This window comes from Halomonas sp. Cn5-12 (assembly GCF_021532545.1).
In the GTDB taxonomy this organism is placed as follows: Bacteria; Pseudomonadota; Gammaproteobacteria; order Pseudomonadales; family Halomonadaceae; genus Vreelandella; species Vreelandella aquamarina.
In genome coordinates, this window is record NZ_JAKGAY010000004.1 from 105243 (window position 1) to 122595 (window position 17353).

12 protein-coding genes are annotated in these 17353 nt (G+C 59.6%); 6 read left to right on the forward strand and 6 right to left on the reverse strand.

What is annotated here, in order from left to right; genetic code table 11:
- Positions 1-9 precede the first annotated feature (9 nt).
- The 3 genes from L1249_RS04050 to L1249_RS04060 all read left to right on the forward strand — a co-directional run bounded on the left by L1249_RS04050 (position 10) and on the right by L1249_RS04060 (position 6719).
- On the forward strand, positions 10-3360 hold the full coding sequence (locus L1249_RS04050) for a transglutaminase family protein (protein WP_044629239.1): 3351 nt from the start codon (positions 10-12) through the stop codon (positions 3358-3360).
- Between the two features lie 75 nt (positions 3361-3435).
- Entirely contained in the window at positions 3436-5844 is a 2409-nt protein-coding gene (locus L1249_RS04055; protein WP_172416363.1) for a circularly permuted type 2 ATP-grasp protein, read from the forward strand.
- Complete coding sequence (locus tag L1249_RS04060; RefSeq protein ID WP_044629241.1) at positions 5841-6719, forward strand: transglutaminase family protein; 879 nt, start codon at positions 5841-5843, stop codon at positions 6717-6719. Before L1249_RS04055 ends, L1249_RS04060 begins: the two co-directional genes overlap by 4 nt.
- A gap of 18 nt (positions 6720-6737) precedes the next feature.
- On the opposite strand, the gene L1249_RS04065 is transcribed toward L1249_RS04060, so the two are convergent.
- From L1249_RS04065 to L1249_RS04080, 4 genes are all read right to left on the reverse strand, one after another.
- Complete coding sequence (locus L1249_RS04065; RefSeq protein WP_137093494.1) at positions 6738-8003, reverse strand: TRAP transporter large permease; 1266 nt, start codon at positions 8001-8003, stop codon at positions 6738-6740.
- Positions 8000-8536 (reverse strand): TRAP transporter small permease, encoded by a 537-nt coding sequence (locus L1249_RS04070; protein ID WP_137093496.1) that lies wholly within the window; start codon positions 8534-8536, stop codon positions 8000-8002. Before L1249_RS04070 ends, L1249_RS04065 begins: the two co-directional genes overlap by 4 nt.
- A 24-nt stretch (positions 8537-8560) precedes the next feature.
- On the reverse strand, positions 8561-9547 hold the full coding sequence (locus L1249_RS04075; protein WP_044629244.1) for a TRAP transporter substrate-binding protein: 987 nt from the start codon (positions 9545-9547) through the stop codon (positions 8561-8563).
- 148 nt (positions 9548-9695) lie between these two features.
- On the reverse strand, positions 9696-10403 hold the full coding sequence (locus L1249_RS04080; protein ID WP_044629245.1) for a DUF3581 family protein: 708 nt from the start codon (positions 10401-10403) through the stop codon (positions 9696-9698).
- A gap of 107 nt (positions 10404-10510) precedes the next feature.
- On the opposite strand from L1249_RS04080, the gene L1249_RS04085 reads away from it, so the two are divergent.
- Positions 10511-13459, forward strand: a complete 2949-nt coding sequence (locus L1249_RS04085; protein WP_172416364.1) for a hypothetical protein — start codon at positions 10511-10513, stop codon at positions 13457-13459.
- Here the strand turns inward: L1249_RS04085 and L1249_RS04090 are convergent.
- Entirely contained in the window at positions 13456-14169 is a 714-nt protein-coding gene (locus tag L1249_RS04090; RefSeq protein WP_082051437.1) for a trimeric intracellular cation channel family protein, read from the reverse strand. The genes L1249_RS04085 and L1249_RS04090 overlap by 4 nt on opposite strands.
- Before the next feature lie 227 nt (positions 14170-14396).
- Between L1249_RS04090 and L1249_RS04095 the strand changes: the two genes are divergently transcribed.
- Entirely contained in the window at positions 14397-14885 is a 489-nt protein-coding gene (locus L1249_RS04095; protein WP_172416365.1) for an NfeD family protein, read from the forward strand.
- Position 14886: 1 nt separating this feature from the next.
- The gene (locus L1249_RS04100; protein ID WP_044629248.1) at positions 14887-15936 is read left to right on the forward strand and encodes an SPFH domain-containing protein; all 1050 of its coding nucleotides are present in this window, start codon (positions 14887-14889) and stop codon (positions 15934-15936) included.
- A 39-nt stretch (positions 15937-15975) separates the two neighbouring features.
- Here L1249_RS04100 and L1249_RS04105 read toward each other — a convergent pair whose 3' ends face one another.
- Entirely contained in the window at positions 15976-17304 is a 1329-nt protein-coding gene (locus tag L1249_RS04105) for a DUF2252 domain-containing protein (RefSeq protein WP_172416366.1), read from the reverse strand.
- Between the last annotated feature and the right edge of the window lie 49 nt (positions 17305-17353).

The window sequence follows — 17353 nt, forward strand, 5'->3', positions numbered from 1 at the left end:
GGGTGGCTCATGACCATTCGCGTTGCCTTGCATCACCGCACGACCTATCGCTTCGACCGCCCCGTCAAGCTCTCGCCCCATGTGATTCGTCTGCGTCCGGCCCCCCACTGCCGTACCCATATCGACGCCTATTCACTGAATATTTCAGGCGACGACCATTTCTTGAATTGGCAGCAGGATCCGTTCGGCAACTTCAATGCCCGCGTGGTGTTCCCCGAGCCACGTAAAGAGCTCACCATTGCCGTCGAACTCGTGGCCCCCATGACGGTGATCAACCCGTTCGATTTCTTTTTGGATGACGTCGCCCAAAAGATTCCGTTCACCTATCCCGACGAACTCAGCAAAGAGCTTGGCCCCTACCTAGAGGTAACCGAAGCGGGACCGCGACTCCTGGACTGGTTGAAAGACGTCTCTCTCGAACCGACCACCAGCGTCGATTTCCTCGTCGCCCTCAATCAGCGCCTGCAAAAGGACATCAGTTATTTGGTGCGTATGGAGCCTGGGGTACAAAGCTGTGAAGAGACGCTGACTCTGGCGAGCGGCTCCTGCCGCGACAGCGCTTGGCTATTGGTACAAATACTGCGTCATCTAGGCTTGGCGGCACGCTTCGTGTCGGGTTATTTGATTCAACTGACACCGGATGTGAAAGCGCTGGATGGTCCTAGCGGCACCGCCGTGGACTTTACCGACCTCCACGCCTGGACCGAAGTCTTTCTGCCCGGCGCTGGCTGGGTAGGACTGGACCCCACCTCTGGCCTGTTTGCAGGCGAAGGTCATATTCCACTCGCCGCTACGCCTACGACCGGCAGCGCCGCCGCCATCACTGGCTTTTCCGATAAGTGCGAGGTGGAGTTCGACGTCGAGATGCGCGTCGAGCGCATTCATGAAGACCCGCGCGTCACCAAACCCTATAGCGAGCAGCAGTGGCAACGCATTCTGACGCTGGGCGACGAGGTTGACCAAGCGCTCAACCAGCAAGACGTTCGACTGACCATGGGCGGCGAACCGACGTTCGTTTCCATCGACGACATGGAGAGCCCTCAGTGGAACACCGAAGCCTTGGGGGAGCACAAACGTGAACGCGCCGAAGCGCTATTGTCGCGCCTGCAGGCCGCCTACGCCCCTGGCAGCGTGATTCAGCAGCAGCAGGGCAAGTGGTATCCTGGCGAGCCGCTGCCCCGCTGGGCGCTGGCCTGCTACTGGCGTAAAGATGGGGTGCCGCTATGGCGCGACCCAAGCTGGCTGGCCTGCATGGAAGGTGCCCCCGACGTGGTGGCCGACGACACCATGGCTCAGCGCTTTACTCAAGCGCTGAGCGAACGTCTGGGTGTGGCTCATCGCTGCTGGATTCCTGCCTATGAGGATGCTTACTACTATTTGTGGAAAGAGCAAACGCTGCCGGTCAACGTAGACCCACGCAAAACCGATTTGAAAGATGACGCCGAACGCCGACGCCTTGCCCGCCTGCTGGAGCAGGATCTGAGCGCGGTCGTTGGCTATGCGCTGCCACTGCGCCACTCGATTGCCCAGTCACACCGTTGGGAGAGCGGACGCTGGCCGCTGAAACGCGACCACCTTTTCCTGGTACCCGGGGACTCGCCCATGGGGTTACGCCTGCCGCTCTCTGCCCTGCCCTGGGCCGACCCGGAAGACCAGCCCCAACCGCAGTCGCTGTTTGCTCCTCGCCCGGCGCTGGGCGACATTCACGGAGAGGTGGCGCGTCGTAACGCCGAACAGCACCGCTTCACCAGTGCTGAGCGCCTGGGCCAAAGCACCCATCCAAGCCATAGCCACCCGGAAGGCGAATCGGTACAGCAGCAACCTAGCGCCGAGGAGGATCGGGAGCACAAGATCATCCACACGAGTCTGTGCGTCGAACCCCGTGAAGGCAGGCTGCATATTTTTTTGCCGCCGCTGACTCAGCTCGAGCACTACCTCGACCTGCTCAGCAGTATCGAAGCGTGCGCCCGCGAACTTGCCTGCCCGGTCATGATCGAAGGCTACGCGCCGCCGCGCGATCCGCGGCTGGAAAGTTTCCAGATCACTCCCGACCCAGGCGTCATCGAAGTCAACATCATGCCTGCCGCCAGTTGGCAAACTCTGGTGGCACAAACCGAACGTCTCTACGATGAAGCACGCCAAGCGCGGTTAGGCACCGAAAAGTTCATGCTGGACGGTCGCCATACCGGTACCGGCGGCGGCAACCACGTCACTTTGGGCGGGATCACGCCGGACGATTCGCCGTTCTTGCGTCGCCCCGACCTGTTGGCCAGTCTGGTCACCTACTGGCAGCATCATCCCAGCCTGTCGTATCTTTTCTCGGGACTGTTCATTGGCCCTACCAGCCAGGCACCACGCGTCGATGAAGCGCGCCACGAAGCGCTCTACGAGCTGGAAATCGCTCTGCAGCAAATGCCCGAAGGCGAAGTAGTGCAACCCTGGCTGGTCGACCGTCTGCTGCGTCACTTGCTGACCGACTTGACCGGTAATACCCACCGTGCCGAGTTCTGTATCGATAAACTCTACTCGCCGGACAGCGACAGCGGACGCCTGGGTCTATTGGAGCTGCGCGGCTTCGAAATGCCTCCCCACGCGCGAATGGGCTTGATGCAGATGCTGCTGATTCGCGCGCTGGTCGCCCGCTGTTGGAAAACGCCCTACCGTGGCAAGCCGGTGCGCTGGGGAAGCGCGCTGCAAGACCGCTGGATGCTGCCCCACTATTTGTGGGAAGACCTGAACGACGTGCTCAGCGACCTGCGTCATCACGGATTCGACTTCGAGCTTGACTGGTTTGCGCCGTTCTTGGAGTTCCGATTCCCGGTGCACGGCCGTTTGCATACGCCGATGCTCTCGATCGAGCTTCGCCAAGCCATCGAGCCCTGGCACGTCCTCGGCGAAGAAGCGACTGCAGGCGGCACCGCGCGCTACGTCGACTCCTCGGTAGAGCGCTTGGAAGTCAAAGTCAGCGGCATGAGCGGTGATCGTTACGTCGTCACCTGTAACGGCCGCCCCGTGCCACTTACCGCCACCGGGCGTAATGGCGAAGCCGTGGCCGGCGTTCGTTATCGCGCCTGGCAGCCACCCTCGGCGCTGCACCCGAAAATCCCCATTCACGCACCACTAGTGTTCGATGTCATCGACACCTGGAACCAACGTTCAGTAGCCGGCTGCACTTACTATGTGGTACATCCCACAGGACGTAGCTTCGAGACCTTCCCTGTCAATGCGTTCGAAGCCGAAGCCCGCCGTTTGGGACGCTTCAGCGACAGTGGCCACCGCCATGGCTTTCAGGCCCCCGTACCGGAAAGGGCGAGCCAGGAGCTGCCTTGCACGCTCGATTTGCGCTGGAGCCCACGCTGATGGATGAAGAGTGCTTCCTTATCTGCGCTAGCTACAGGATAATCCGCCCCCTACTCGCTTAGGACAATCAGGATCATGACCGCCCCTGTCTCTCCCTCACTGCTCGGGCTCGGCGCTGCCGGGCTGGTTGAGGACTACACGAATCAGCTAGGCAAGGGACAGCCCGGCACGTTTGATGCGATGCTCGACCGGCAGGGGCAGTTGCGCCCCGGCTGGCAGAGCCTGCTCTGTGCCTTGGAAGCACTCGGCGCGGATGGCCGCTATCAGCAGCATGAAGAGATTCAGCGCCTGCTGGCAGAGAACGGCGTGATCTTTAACATGCACGAAGACACTCAGGGCCGCTCTTGGCGGCTCGATCCGCTTCCCTGGGTGATCGATCAGGTGCAGTGGCAAGCACTAGAGGTCGGCTTGACCCAGCGCACGCGCCTGTTCAATGCGCTCTACGACGATATTTATGGCCCGCGCACACTGTTCGATGCAGGGCTTCTTCCTACGCAGTCCATTCTCGCTTCGCCCCACTTTTTACTGCCTTGCCATGGCTCGCAACCCAGCGACCGTCCGTCGATCAGCTTTCACGGTATCGATGTCATTCAAGATACCGATGGGCGTTGGCGGGTGATGGGCGATCGCCTGCAGGCGCCGTCTGGCACTGGCTTCGCGCTGGAGAACCGCATACTCATGGCCCGCGCGCTGCCGGAAATGTATCGAAACGCCCCGCTCAAGCGGCTGGCGGGCTTTTTGGACAAATATCACCGTACGTTGACCGCGCTGGCCTACCAGCACCGTGACAATCCCACGATCGTGCTGCTCACCCCCGGCCCAGGCAGCCCACGCTACTTCGAGCACGCCTATTTGGCGAACTATCTCAATATCGATCTCGCCGAAGGCCAGGACATGGTGGTACGCGATAGCCAGCTATGGCTGCGTACCTTAGGAGGCCTGCAACCTGTGGATGTGGTGCTGCGCCACTGCGACGACGCTTACTGCGATCCGCTCGAACTACGCGGCGACTCTCAACTCGGCGTGCCTGGATTGCTACAAGCCACCCGCGCCAGCGGCGTGGCCATGTCGAATGCAGTCGGCGTTGGCGTGTTGGAAATGGCCGAGCTGGCCGACTATCTCCCTGCCTTATGCCAGCATCTACTCGGTGAGGAATTGCTACTGCCTAGTGCCGATGCCAGTACCCAACCAGCATCGGCCCCAGTGTTCGATGCCAACATGCAGCGGTTATCCCCCGCAACGCTGAACTTGCGCTGCTTCGTTACACGAATGCCTGGCAGCATCGCGACCCAGTGTCCGCAGCCTAGTGACTATCATGTCATGCCCGGCGGCCTGGCGTGGGTTGGTTCCCCGGGCTCACCATCGTTGAGCAGCCCGATCGTCAAAGATGTCTGGGTCACCGCGAATACGCCCCAACCCCATGTCAGCCAGCTACGCCAAGCGCGTGGCCCAGTGGTCGCCACCCGCGATGGCACCGACTTGCCCAGTCGGGTGGCCGAAAGTCTTTTTTGGCTGGGACGCTACGGCGAACGGCTGGATGCCCGCGCCCGCTTGCTGCGCGAAGCGCTGCTGCGTTTGATGGAGTACGACCAGGACGAGATCGCGGATCAACTGCTAGATGAGCTGCTGCTAGCCCTCGATATCACCACGCTCGACCATGAAGGGGAAAGCACCAAGCCGCCCCTGGTGGGCTTTGCGCAAAAGCGCACGGCGCTGCTGACCCAGTTCGATGAGCGCGACGCCCAAGCCTTGCAGCCACTGTTCGCCCAAATGCTGCGTAACGCTCGCAGCGTGCGCGAACATCTGGGAGATGACTCCTGGCGAGTGGTACACCAACTGCGACAGCGGGTAGACACGTTCAACCCGAGCCTGGGTGCCAGCGCGGCGCGGCGTGCCTGCGAAGGGCTGTCGGCGCAAATTGCCGCCTTTTTTGGCTTGTGCAACGAAACCATGCCCCACCATTACGGCTGGCGTTTCATGGACATTGGCCGCTTCCTGGATCGCGTGTTAGGCCTGCTGTCGCTGCTCAAACTCACTCTCAACGCTCCCCACTCACCGGGGCTGGCGCTATGGGAGGTGGTGCTCGCCACCACCGATAACTTTACGGCCTACCGGCGACGCTACCGAAGCGAGCTGCACCCCGAAGCGATTCTTGACCTGCTGCTCTTCGACGAAACCAACCCGCGCTCGGTGGGCTACATGCTCAAACGTCTGGAACGGCAGATGGATCGGCTGCCCGGCAGCTCGTCGCCCTACCGAAATGCCGAGCGACGTTTGCTCATTCAAGCCAACGCCGCTCTGCATCTCGCCGACATCGACCGAATTAGCCACTTGGCCGATACTCCAGATGCGCAGGCCGCGCTGGAGCAACTGTTGGACGAGCTGATTGCGCCGCTCAATGCGCTCTCCGATGCCATTAGCCACAGCCACTTCAGCCACGTGGAACAGCCGCGCCAACTTGTCAGCATGGAGCCCGACGAATGAACTACACCTTGCGGCACACCACACGCTACCACTACAGCGCACCGGTGACGCTCTGTCATAGCGAGGCCCGGGTACTGCCACGTAAAACCCAGCATCAGCAGTGTGGTGCCTCGGAACTGACGATCAGCCCAATGCCTCAGGTGCAGGCCGAGCGCCGCGATGTGTTTGGCAATCGAGTGCTCTACTTCGCACTGGAAGACGTGCACCAAACGCTGGATGTGACCGTCGTGACGCCGCTCAACACTCAGCCGCTCGGGCCATTGCCGAGCAGCTCTCCGGCGTGGGAGCGTGTGGCCGAGCAGTTGCGCAACGACAGCCGCTTCGATATGCAGCTCTACCGGCTCGACTCGCCGTTCATTCGTCGTAACGATGAGCTGGCGGCCTTTGCGCGCAGCTGTTTCACTCCCGGCCGACCGCTGGTCGATGCCGCGCTAGCGCTCAATCAGTCGATTTACGACACCTTCGAGTACGACCCCAGCTTTACCACGTTGGCCACACCATTGAGTGAGGTGCTGGCTAACCGACGGGGGGTCTGCCAAGATTTTGCCCACCTCGCCATTGGCGCACTGCGCTCGGTGGGCTTGGCGGCACGCTATGTAAGCGGCTACTTGGAGACTCAGCCGCCACCTGGCCAACCACGACTCATTGGCGCCGATGCCTCCCACGCGTGGCTAGCCGCGTGGATTCCGGACTGGGGGTGGCTAGCGCTGGATCCAACCAACGGTACGGTAGCCGGTGAACAGCACCCAGTGCTGGCTTGGGGGCGAGATTATGCGGACGTGGCACCACTCAAAGGCGTGATGAATGGCGGCGGCGACCACCAGCTCGAGGTGGAGGTAGACGTAATGCCCCTCACGGACAACAGCGCGGCCTAAACCGCGCGTGCGAGACGATCACCGTTGAATCAATCCGTTAGTCAACCATGGCAACCACGCCAGCAGGACCAGCGTGACCAGGGTGGCCAGTAAAAAGGGCAGCAACGCTCGGAAGATTTTTAGCGGCGGTGCGCCGGTCATGGAAGAGGCAATGAACAGCCCAGCTCCCACCGGGGGCGTCAGCAAGCCCATTACCAAGGTTAAGCAGACCACCACGCCAAACTGATAAGGGCTAATCGCAAACTGGCTCTGGGCGATAGGCATCAAAATGGGCACTACCAAAATCAGCGCGGCAATCCCATCGATCACCATTCCCACTAGCAGCAGCGCCCCAATCACCAACAGCAAAAAAAGAAACGGACTACTGGTCAACGCAGCAATCCATTCAGCGGCCATTTGCGGCAGTTGCTCGTAGATCACTACCCAGCCAAACACACCCGCTGCGGCAATCAGCATGATGACAAGACCGGCATTGATCGCCGTGCGTGTGAGTACCATGGGAAGCTGCGTCAAACGCAGATCACCATACACGAAGCGCCCCATCAGCAGCGCCGCCAGCGAGGCCAGTGCCGCCGATTCCGTGGGCGTGGCGATACCCAACAAAATGCCGCCGATGATAATCACGGGAATCAGCAGTGCGGGCAACCCCCATAACGCATCATGCAGCGCTTGTTGACGGCTCGGCCACTGCCCTTTCGGGTACTGCTGCACCAGCCCCACCAAAGCGATGACCACAAAAAAACTTGCGCCCAACAAAAGCCCTGGTAACAGCCCTGCAATAAACATCTCTGCAATGGGCACCTGAGCCATGACCCCAAATAGCACGAACAGCATGGAGGGCGGGATGATCGGCGATAGCAGGCCCCCTGCGGCGGTGATCGCCGCGCTGTAGGGGGTATCGTAACCTTCCTGCTCCATTGCAGGCACCATGGCGCGAGACATGATGGCGATTTGTGACGCCGCCGAACCAATGATCGCCGCCATCATCATGTTGGCCACCAAGTTGATATAGGCCAAGCCGCCGCGAAAGCCTCCCACCAAAATGCGCGCCAGAGCAATCAATCGCTTGGTCAACCCGCCCTCGTTCATCAACTCCCCGGCCAGCATGAACAACGGAATCGCCAACAGCCCATAGCTTTCGATGGCGCTAAACAGCTGCTGCGGGTAGGAGTCGAATAGCACCGTATTGCCGGAGGCTTGGATATACCACATCGCCGTGAGCGCCAGTACCAACGCAATGGGCACGGCGCCCAGAAGCAGCAGCAGAAACACCACGACCGTCATACACGTCCCCTCATGGCCGTTAGCGATTGCACTAGATTCGACACGCCGTGCAGGCTCAGCGAGATTGCAAACCAAGGCACGATCAGCCATGCCCAAAATTTTTTAATGCCCAGGGTGGAGGTATTTTCCGCATAGATGAAATTGAACGTCTGGCCCTGGAACGCCCGTATATCGAAGCCGGTTTGAGCCAGCGTCAGCGGCTGATACCACCGCCAGCAGAGCCACACCAGCATCAGGGCAAACAGCAGCACCATCGTATCTACCGCGACGATGACCCACTTTCTTCCTGCAGACGGCAGCAGGTCGCTCACGAGTGTCACCGCGATGCCGTGGCGACGTTTCAGCACCGCCCCAGCAATCAAGAAGGTCATCCAGATCATGGCGTAGATCGCCAGTTCACTGACCCAGTAAAGTGGGCTGCCCAGCGCGCGAAAGGCGATATTCGTGAGGATCAAACACGTCACCGCCGCTGCCAAGGCAGCGGCGGTGATCTCTTCACAACGGGCAAGCCCGTTGGACAGGCGTTGCAGCATGATGATTATTAGCCTTTATTGACACTACTCGTCGCGCAAGCGATCCGCTTCCGCACGCAGGGTTTCCAGCATGGGCGCTTTGGGTGCCCAGATACGCTCCCACTCGGCAATCGCCTCAGAGAAAAACTCAGCGTCGGCTTCGACGATATTGATGTCCAACCCGCGAATCTCCTCTTCCTGAGCGGCGTCCATCTCTTCGAACCCCGTCAGCACGTTCTCCAGATGTTCGGCCATGGCGGTATCGATCAGCTCGCGATCCTCTTCAGAGAGCTCGCGCCAAACGCGCCCAGACACCACCCCCACCATGGGGAACATCATATGATTGGAGATCAGCAGGTTGTTCGCCTGCTCGTAGAATTTCAGAATCAAAATCGAGTCGAAGTCCATATCGATGGCGTCGACTTGGCCATTGGCCAGCGCATCGTAAACTTCCAGTAGCGGCATGGGGGCCGGTGCTGCACCGGTAGCCGTATAGAAATCGCGAATGGGCTCGAAGGGCGTGATACGTAGCCGCTGGCCTTGCAGATCGTCAGCGCTTTCGATAGGACTGCGGCTCAACACTTGGCGCATGCCCACCATGCCGTAACCCACACCGACCAAGCCAACACCTTCCGGCATCAGATCCAGCAACTCTCCGGCGGCATCGGAACGCAGCAGACGCGCGGCATGGTTCACGTCATCCACCAAATAAGGGGCGTAGAGCGCGCCGAAATCAGGAATGCGGTTGGAGATTTCAGCAATGGTCAGAAACGCCATGTCCAGCGCGCCGGTTTGCAGTTGCTGCACCATCTGCGCTTCGTTACCTAGCTGCTGAGCTGGAAACACGCTAACGCTATGCTCACCGCCTGAGCGCTCGCTCAGCGTTTGGGCAAACGCTTCGGCTTCGGTAGACCACAAGTGCTGGGCGGGCGTAATCAGCCCTAGACGAAAATCACGTGCCTGGGCGCTGATAGAGGTAACGGCCAGGGTCACTGCGGCACAGGCAAGCGTCAGCGTTTTCATTCGGTTCATGCAAAGCCTCATTGTCCAGCCAAAGTGCCGGTCGGCGCTTTGGGTATTTTTTTACTTAGTCGGCTTTGAGAATACCTGAGCGGTAGCGTTAATGGCACCCGCCATTGCGCTAACGCAGCGTCGCAATGACGGGTAGGCATCCACTGCCCTAGGCGGCTTCGTAGGCCGCTTTCAAGCGGTAAAACTCGTCGACGATGGCCGCCATTTCGGTAGCATCGTAGTCGCACAGACCGCTCACCACGAGCTTCTTTGAGCCCACACCGACCGCTTCACCAGCCGATTCGATGGAAAACTCCAGCAGCGCGTCGGCACGCTTTCCCTGTACGTCCAACGAGGATTGTGTAAGCGCCAAATGAGGCGAAAAGCCATCCAAGCGATCCAGGCAGAACCCCATGCTGTCGTAGATCACTAACGGACGCTTGGGATTGAACATCACCCCATGCTGCTCCATGAGCGGCTTGAGATAGTGGGGAAAATTCTTACCCGAGAAGGCGACGTAGCAGCGGGCAAAGCCTTCGACCACCGCCTCATCACGCGTCATATCGCCGCTGCGGACGACCTGTAAATAGCATTTACCGCTGTCGTCACAAACGTGAATATCCCCGTCAACGGTTTCACTAAACTTGATCGGTGTGTCGGCACCCACCATATTGGTGAAGCGAAATTCCATTTGTCGCGACAGCCCAAACTTCACCAGCACCAGCGTAAACAGCAGGTCGCCGGGCACGCAGAAACGCCGCGCATCCGGGTTGTGAATCGGGTTGTAGTCGCCAGCCACGCTTTTAGCGAAGCGGCTGGCCTGCTCCGCGGAGATCACCACATACTCTCCGCGCTGCGCGTAAAAATCCTTGAACATGGCTTTGCTGCCTGCCTAGCGTTGAAATCGAAAACCCATAACTGCCCCACGTCGCGCATAATGCCATAAAACACGCGCCAACAGGAGTCATCTGCTAGGAAGCCCGTATGTCCCGTGACACGCCCGCTGCACCACGTCGTTTTCGCCCACTGATCGTCCTGCTGTTTGGCGCGCTAGCCCTCGTGCTGATCTGGCTAGTAGGCAGCCACTGGCTGCTTAACAGCCAATGGCTACCGCAACGACTCTCCACCATCGAAGGGGTCGAGGTACGCTGGACGAACGCCCAGAGCCTTCACCCTGGCCGTTGGGAAGTCGACAACCTCTACCTAGCCCGAGAAGACGAGGCGCTACCGATTACCGTCGAGGCCAGCCAAGCCACCCTGTCGCTATCGCTGCTTGCCCTGCTGCGCGGAGAGCTACATATTCAAGCACTGGAAGCGAACGGCATTCGCCGCTTTACCATCGGGGACATTGCCCTGGAAGCAGAGGGCCAGCTGAAGGTCGAGGATACCCAGTTCAGCCAAGAGACCCTCAGCGTGCCTTATGTAGGCTTGGATATTACCCAGGGCCGCCTCGTCCGCTTGAGCGATCAAACCACGCTGGTGCAGGACATTCAGCTACGCAGTACGGCGTCACTGGACTCACTGTCCACCCAGCAAAGTAACGATGCGCTGACGGAGGCGCTGCTCGACGCCCTCACCGCCCAGCTTGCCATCACGGCTCAAGCCGACGCTTGGGATGTGTTCATGCCTTACTTAGAGGCACTGCCCTGGCTAAGCTTGGCAGGCAGCGGCGTGTTGGAAGGCGAGCTTGCGCTCGCCGAGGGCCAACTGCAGCCGGACAGCGAACTGACGTTAGCAGCCCCCGAGCTGGCCCTCTCGATGGATGAGCAGCGCTTGAGAAGTACCGATAACACGCGCCGCTGGCTGGTAGCGGATGACACACCGCCGCCGCATACCGCCACGGGCCAGGGGCGCGTCAGACTCGCCGTGGAAGAGGGTCAACTGCGCTTCACGACCCAGTTGGAAAACGTCACGCTAGCCGATACGCATCCCTACGCGACGAATACCCAGCTCGCCCTCGCTACCCACATTCCCAATCAGCGCCTGGATCAGCTCGACTTGCCCACCCGTGCGTCATTTGAGCTATCGGGCGAAGTGACACGACTCGACATGCTCGACCGCTATCTCGCAACGGCTTTCGATGGCCAAGGGGTTCGGCTTTCCGGCCAGGGGAGCATCACCGCCAGCGCGACGCTCCAGGATGCACGCCCTTACGAAGCATCGCTAACCGTTCAAGCCCCCACGCTAGGCGCAGAGCTGCTCGAACTCACCGCGCAAGGCAGCGGTACCCTCGACGCGGCGCTCTCTACTAAGGAACAGATAACGGCAAAACTGGCCTTCACGGACGCCACGCTGCGCCATCAGGAGCGCACCTTGCTGGCAAACGCAGCGCTAACACTAGCGGCACAAAGCCCCCTCGACCCCGAGCAGGCCCAACAAAGTGCCACGGCGCAACTGAGCTGGGAAGACGCCACGCTGCCCAATATCCAAACGCTACAACCCTACCTTGCGTCGGTGTTGCCCAGCCCTTCTCCGCTTACGTTAAACAGTGGCACGGCCACCAGCCATGGGCAGCTAATCCTCACGACCGAGCAACTAAGCGGAGAGCTTCATCTAGCCGGCAACGCGCTGACCACCGGCTGGCAACGTAGCGGGCAGCGCGGCACCTTGGTGAGCAATACGCAGCTCACACTGGCGATTCGCCAAGCGGCGCTGGATGGCACGGAGATGGACATCAGCGGCTCGCGGTTAAGCTGGCAGGTGGCCGACCCGCAACGTCCCGGCGAAGCGCTGGAGAGCACGCTGGTGCTGCGCGACGGTCGCTTTCAGCGCCAAAACGCCACCCCAAGCGGGCAGTTCACACTGGAGGGCAGCGTGCAGCGGCTGGGGTTTCTCAACACGTTTTTACCGGATGCCCACGGCGTATCTCTTTCCGGCAACGGTCAGCTTTTTTTGCAAGGCGCGTTTATAGACGACACGCTGCAAGCCCCTACGCGGCTGCGGGTCAATGCTAACCAGTTGGAAGTGACGTTTCTCGACTACTTGGCCACCGGGCGCGGCGAGCTGACCGCCCAGTTAGATAGCCCCGAGCAGGCACAGCTTTCGCTAGGCATTCCACAGTTTGCCCTACGGCGACAAGATGATGACCGCCCGCATCTGGAAGGCCGCCACTTTGCGCTCACCACCCAAACCGACCGCTTTAGTGACGTGCTGGACTCACCCGCTCCCGAACACTTCACCACCCGAGTTGCGCTGCCAATTACCGAGGTGCCGGACATTGCCCGCTACAACCGCTATTTAGCAGAAGATGCAGGGGTTGAGCTACTCTCCGGCAGTGCCAGCCTAACCAGCGAATGGCTGCTAGAGGGGCGGCGCGCCCAAGGTGATATCACGCTGCGCGCTTTTGAAACCGAGATGGCGCTACTGGAGCAGCGCCTGAGGGGCGATGTAACGCTGCACCTACAGCTCACCGAGGGCGATATCGAGACGCGCCGCTTTGTCGCCAATGACTCCTACCTGCGCCTGGAAAACGTTTTTCGCCGAAGCGACGACGGCACTCAGGACGCAGGCTGGTGGGTGCAGCTCACCATGGAAGAAGCCCAACTCAACTGGGGCGACCCGATACATCTCACCAGCCAGCTACAGTTAGGCATGCGCGATACTGGGCTACTGGCACGGCTATTTCTCGCCCGTGCCCGGGAGAGCAACTGGCTGGGCAGGCTTTTAAACGTGCATAACATCAACGGGCACGCCCTACTCACAGTGAGCGGCGAGCAAATACGCCTGCATGACCTCACACTCACAGGCGGGCCGCTGCTACTGCTTTCCGATATGACCCTAGCCGACGGCCAAGCCAACGGCGCGCTTTACGCGCGGCTTGGTGCCGTGGGCCTCGGCGTGGAGCTGAACGACAGCGAACCGGCCCTGCGCGTGCTCCAACCCAAGCGCTGGTTTGACCGCTGGCGAGAAGCCCAGCGTTTTTCAAGGCCTTAGCGGCGCGTGCGCTCCCGACGAATCATCCGTACACGCTCTTTGGCCTTTTGCGGTGTCGACAGCGGCGCGTTGGCGTCTTGGTGTTTAGGCGGCAGCGTGACCCAGGCAAACACCGGCAAAGCCAAGTGCCAATGAATTGCCGCTAAGCGCAGCCCCAGTGTCACACTGAGCGAGGCGGCAATGGCGATAGTCAGTGGCGCATCGAGCGCCTGCAGCGCGACATAGACAATCCCGCCCGCCATGGCAGCGGTGGCGTAAATCTCTTCGCGCAGCACCATGGGCACCCGCTGGGCCAGCACATCACGAATCATGCCTCCCGCCACACCGGTCATCATGCCCATGAGTACCGCTACCACCCCCGACGTGCCCAGCAGCAGCGCCTTGTGGGTACCGATCACGGTAAACAGTGCCAGGCCGAAGGCATCCGCGATGGGTAAAAAACCCCGAGACAGACGATGGATATAGTGAAATCCCACCAACGACACGCCCACCGTGGCGAGGATGACCCACAGATACGTGGGGTCGGTGACCCAGAACACCGGCCGGACACCCAGCACCAGATCCCTCAAGGTGCCGCCGCCGATCCCGGTCACCGCCGCCAGCACCAGCATGCCAAACGGGTCCATCCGCGAACGGCAGGCCAAAATCACGCCCGACAGGGCAAACACGATCACACCCGCCATATCCAACCCATAAATCACACCCGACACGCGGCTCTCCTTTTCATTACTTTCTTTTCATTACTTCCTTTTCACTCGTCCCCATCTACCCATGCCATGTCTATAAAGCTATGGGGGGATCGCTAAATCAGGTGCGGAGGATAACACCCAATTGAATTGGTCTAACTATTTACTATGAATATCACAACCATGCTTATGTCACTGCCAAAGCAGTGGTACGTTGTCCTATAAAATGTGTATTGGCATCAGGAGCGTATATGGATTGGAACCCTGCCTATAGCTGGCTAGTGCTCGCCCTACTGTTGAGCCTAGCCGAACTGACCTCTGGCGCGATGGTGCTGTTGGCGCTCGGCATCGCTGCGGCGCTCACCGCCGCCGTCACGGCTTTGGGGCTATCGCTGCCCTGGCAGTTGCTCAGCATGGGCATCTTTGCGGGAGTGCTGGTGCCATTAGGCGTAATGGTGATTCGGCCACGCTTCTCTCCCAAAGGGGTTGCCTACGGCACCACTGGTACCGGCGTAGAAAAAGGCAACCGCTATACCACGCTGCTGAGAGATTACGACAATGCCACTGGGATTAAAGTGAACGGCGATTTCTACCGTATACGTGTGCTCGAAAGTGGCCAAACAGAGCTGCCCGAAGGCACTCAGGTCGTGTTCAAACGCTTTGAAGGCACGACCGCGCTGGTGAATGTAACGTCATCCATCACGGATGATCATTCACGTGCCACCCCTCAGGAGTCTTGACATGGATTTACCGATAAGCCCCGGCCTACTAATTAGCCTAATCATCGTCGTCATCGGAATTTTGATCATTTCGAAAGGCTTGGTGATCGTTCGCCAGTCGGAAGTGATGGTGATTGAACGCCTCGGCTCTTTTCACCGCGTGTTAGAGAGCGGCATTAATATCATCATTCCATTTATCGAACAGCCCCGCGCCATCACCATGCTGCGCTATCGCAAAATGGGCGAGGAGTACACGGCCATCACTACCGATGAGACCCGCATCGACCGCCGCGAGACAGTGATGGATTTCCCCGGCCAACCCGTGGTGACCACGGACAACGTCACCGTGCGCATCAACGGCGCGCTGTATTACCAGATCATCGATCCCAAGCGGGCGGTCTATGAAGTCGAAAACATGAGCCAAGCCGTCGAGGTATTGGCGAAAACCACGCTCCGCTCGGTGGTGGGTAAGATGGAGTTGGATAAACTGTTCGAGTCCCGCGCGGAGGTCAACAACGAGATTCAGGCGGCGATGGAAGAGCCCGCCTCCAAGTGGGGCGTCAAGATCTCCCGTGTGGAAGTGCAGGATATCGCCATGCCGGAAGAGGTCGAGTCGGCCATGCGCCTGCAGATGGCAGCCGAGCGGAAGCGTCGCGCCACCGTGACCGAAGCCGAGGGTGAAAAATCGGCCGCCATTGCCATGGCCCAAGGCCAGCGTGAATCCGCCATCTTGAATGCCCAGGGCGATAAAGAGTCTGCCATTCTGCGCGCCCAGGGTGAGCAGGAGTCCATCAAGCTGGTGCTGAGCGCTATTGGCGATAGCGAAGAGAACAAGCGCACGGTGGTAGGTTACCTGCTTGGCCAAAGCTATATCAAAGTGTTGCCCACCATGGCGAAAGACGGCGAGCGAGTCTTCGTGCCTTACGAATCTTCGGCTCTGCTGGGCTCCATGGGCATGTTCCGGGAAATGGCAGGCTCCCCAGAAGACACCGTGTCTCATCATTTAAAAAGCCGCTCCGGTCAGGAAAGCGGCTTGAGAAGTGGCATCGTCGGTGGTGCCAGTAGCAGCTAACGCGTTACGTATTAAGCCACTGGCACGGCACTACTCAACCTATAATGCCGTGTCGTTGGCTTGAAAATGCTCCATGAACACTTGGTAGTCTTGAGTAACACAGTCGGCATAGGCCTTAGCAAGCGTTGCGACCACGCCAATAAACTGCTCCTCACGCCCTTCTAATCGCTGGCATACCGCGTTGGCAAACGGTGCGGCTTTGCCTCGGTTAAGCGCCTGCGCGCCGCGCAGGTGTTCCCGGGCCAGAATCTCACCCCACTGCCGTGCCAGCTTGCGGTAGGCTTTACCGCTAGAAAGCTTATGGGTGGGATAGTCTTTTTTGAACGGTGATCGCTCGCGTACCGAAAACACCTTGCCGTTCATGGTCAACCAGCCAAGGTAGGCATCCGGGTGTTCGGCAATGGCATGGAACGCCGCGGCATGGCGAATGCCTTCATTGGGAAACAGCTTGCGCCACGCCTGCTGCTGCGCTTTGTCCATCAGACGATAGGCTTCTGGCGTGACCTGCTCTTTGATGTCTAGGATCACATCGTCGTGCTCGTGATCCGCACCGCCTTCGATCAGCACATAGTACCGCTCGACGCCCAACGACCCAGTGCCTGCATCCAAACGCCGTGCGGTGTCTTTGACGCGGAAGTGCTGCGGGTCGCTCTCCTTGATGGGGTGCTGCAGCGTTTGCTGATACTCCTGCTCGACGATGCGGCTAAGCTGGCTTGCTACATCGGCAGGCAGGTTGGCGAGCTTGCCGGGGCGCTCGGCAAAGTGACGTCCTTTGTCGGGGTCAAGAGTCGTCCACTTCTCCAGCATGCGCGCCCGGCTTTGTTTATCGGCTACTTTACCCATAAAGGATTTGAGCGGGTCTTTCGCGCTGTCGAGCGTTACCGCATAAATCGGCCGCTCTTCATCACGGTACGCACTCAGCGTCTCTATGTAGCCTTCCAGCAATTTTTTGAGCGCTTTATCCACCGCTTTGGAGCTTAACTCAGCGTTCTCACGGGCATCCAACACGAGACTGATAGCCAGCCGCCACACGTCGTACTGATAATCCCCAATGAGCGCATCATCGAAGTCATCCATGCCGTAGCGTACTTGGTCATCGTGATGGCCGTAAGCGCCAAAGTTGTAGGCATGGGCATCGCCTTGTAGCCATGTTTGGGTATTGGGCCAGCCGCCGAACAGCGCGAAGCGCCAGTCGTGCCAAACATCCTGCCAATACAGATGGTTGGAACCGCGAAAGAAACGATAAGGAGAGGCTGCCATTTTGGCGTATTTCGCCTGCCGATGCGCCGCGCTCAGCGACGCATTCGCCTGTTGTATGGCCTTGATGACCTGTTGAGGGCGGTTATGTCCAGTCAATGCGTGGCTCATTGCAGTGCCTTTGTCAGTAGTGCATTAAAACGCTCTGAGATAAGCGTAG

Excerpts from the sequence above, each read along its gene's own strand:
- L1249_RS04075 (WP_044629244.1), bottom strand. The coding sequence starts at position 9,547 with ATGAACCGAATGAAAACGCTGACGCTTGCCTGTGCCGCAGTGACCCTG.
- L1249_RS04105 (WP_172416366.1), bottom strand. The coding sequence starts at position 17,304 with ATGAGCCACGCATTGACTGGACATAACCGCCCTCAACAGGTCATCAAG.
- L1249_RS04055 (WP_172416363.1), top strand. The coding sequence starts at position 3,436 with ATGACCGCCCCTGTCTCTCCCTCACTGCTCGGGCTCGGCGCTGCCGGG.
- L1249_RS04080 (WP_044629245.1), bottom strand. The coding sequence starts at position 10,403 with ATGTTCAAGGATTTTTACGCGCAGCGCGGAGAGTATGTGGTGATCTCC.
- L1249_RS04085 (WP_172416364.1), top strand. The coding sequence starts at position 10,511 with ATGTCCCGTGACACGCCCGCTGCACCACGTCGTTTTCGCCCACTGATC.
- L1249_RS04060 (WP_044629241.1), top strand. The coding sequence starts at position 5,841 with ATGAACTACACCTTGCGGCACACCACACGCTACCACTACAGCGCACCG.
- L1249_RS04050 (WP_044629239.1), top strand. The coding sequence starts at position 10 with ATGACCATTCGCGTTGCCTTGCATCACCGCACGACCTATCGCTTCGAC.
- L1249_RS04095 (WP_172416365.1), top strand. The coding sequence starts at position 14,397 with ATGGATTGGAACCCTGCCTATAGCTGGCTAGTGCTCGCCCTACTGTTG.
- L1249_RS04100 (WP_044629248.1), top strand. The coding sequence starts at position 14,887 with ATGGATTTACCGATAAGCCCCGGCCTACTAATTAGCCTAATCATCGTC.
- L1249_RS04065 (WP_137093494.1), bottom strand. The coding sequence starts at position 8,003 with ATGACGGTCGTGGTGTTTCTGCTGCTGCTTCTGGGCGCCGTGCCCATT.
- L1249_RS04070 (WP_137093496.1), bottom strand. The coding sequence starts at position 8,536 with ATGCTGCAACGCCTGTCCAACGGGCTTGCCCGTTGTGAAGAGATCACC.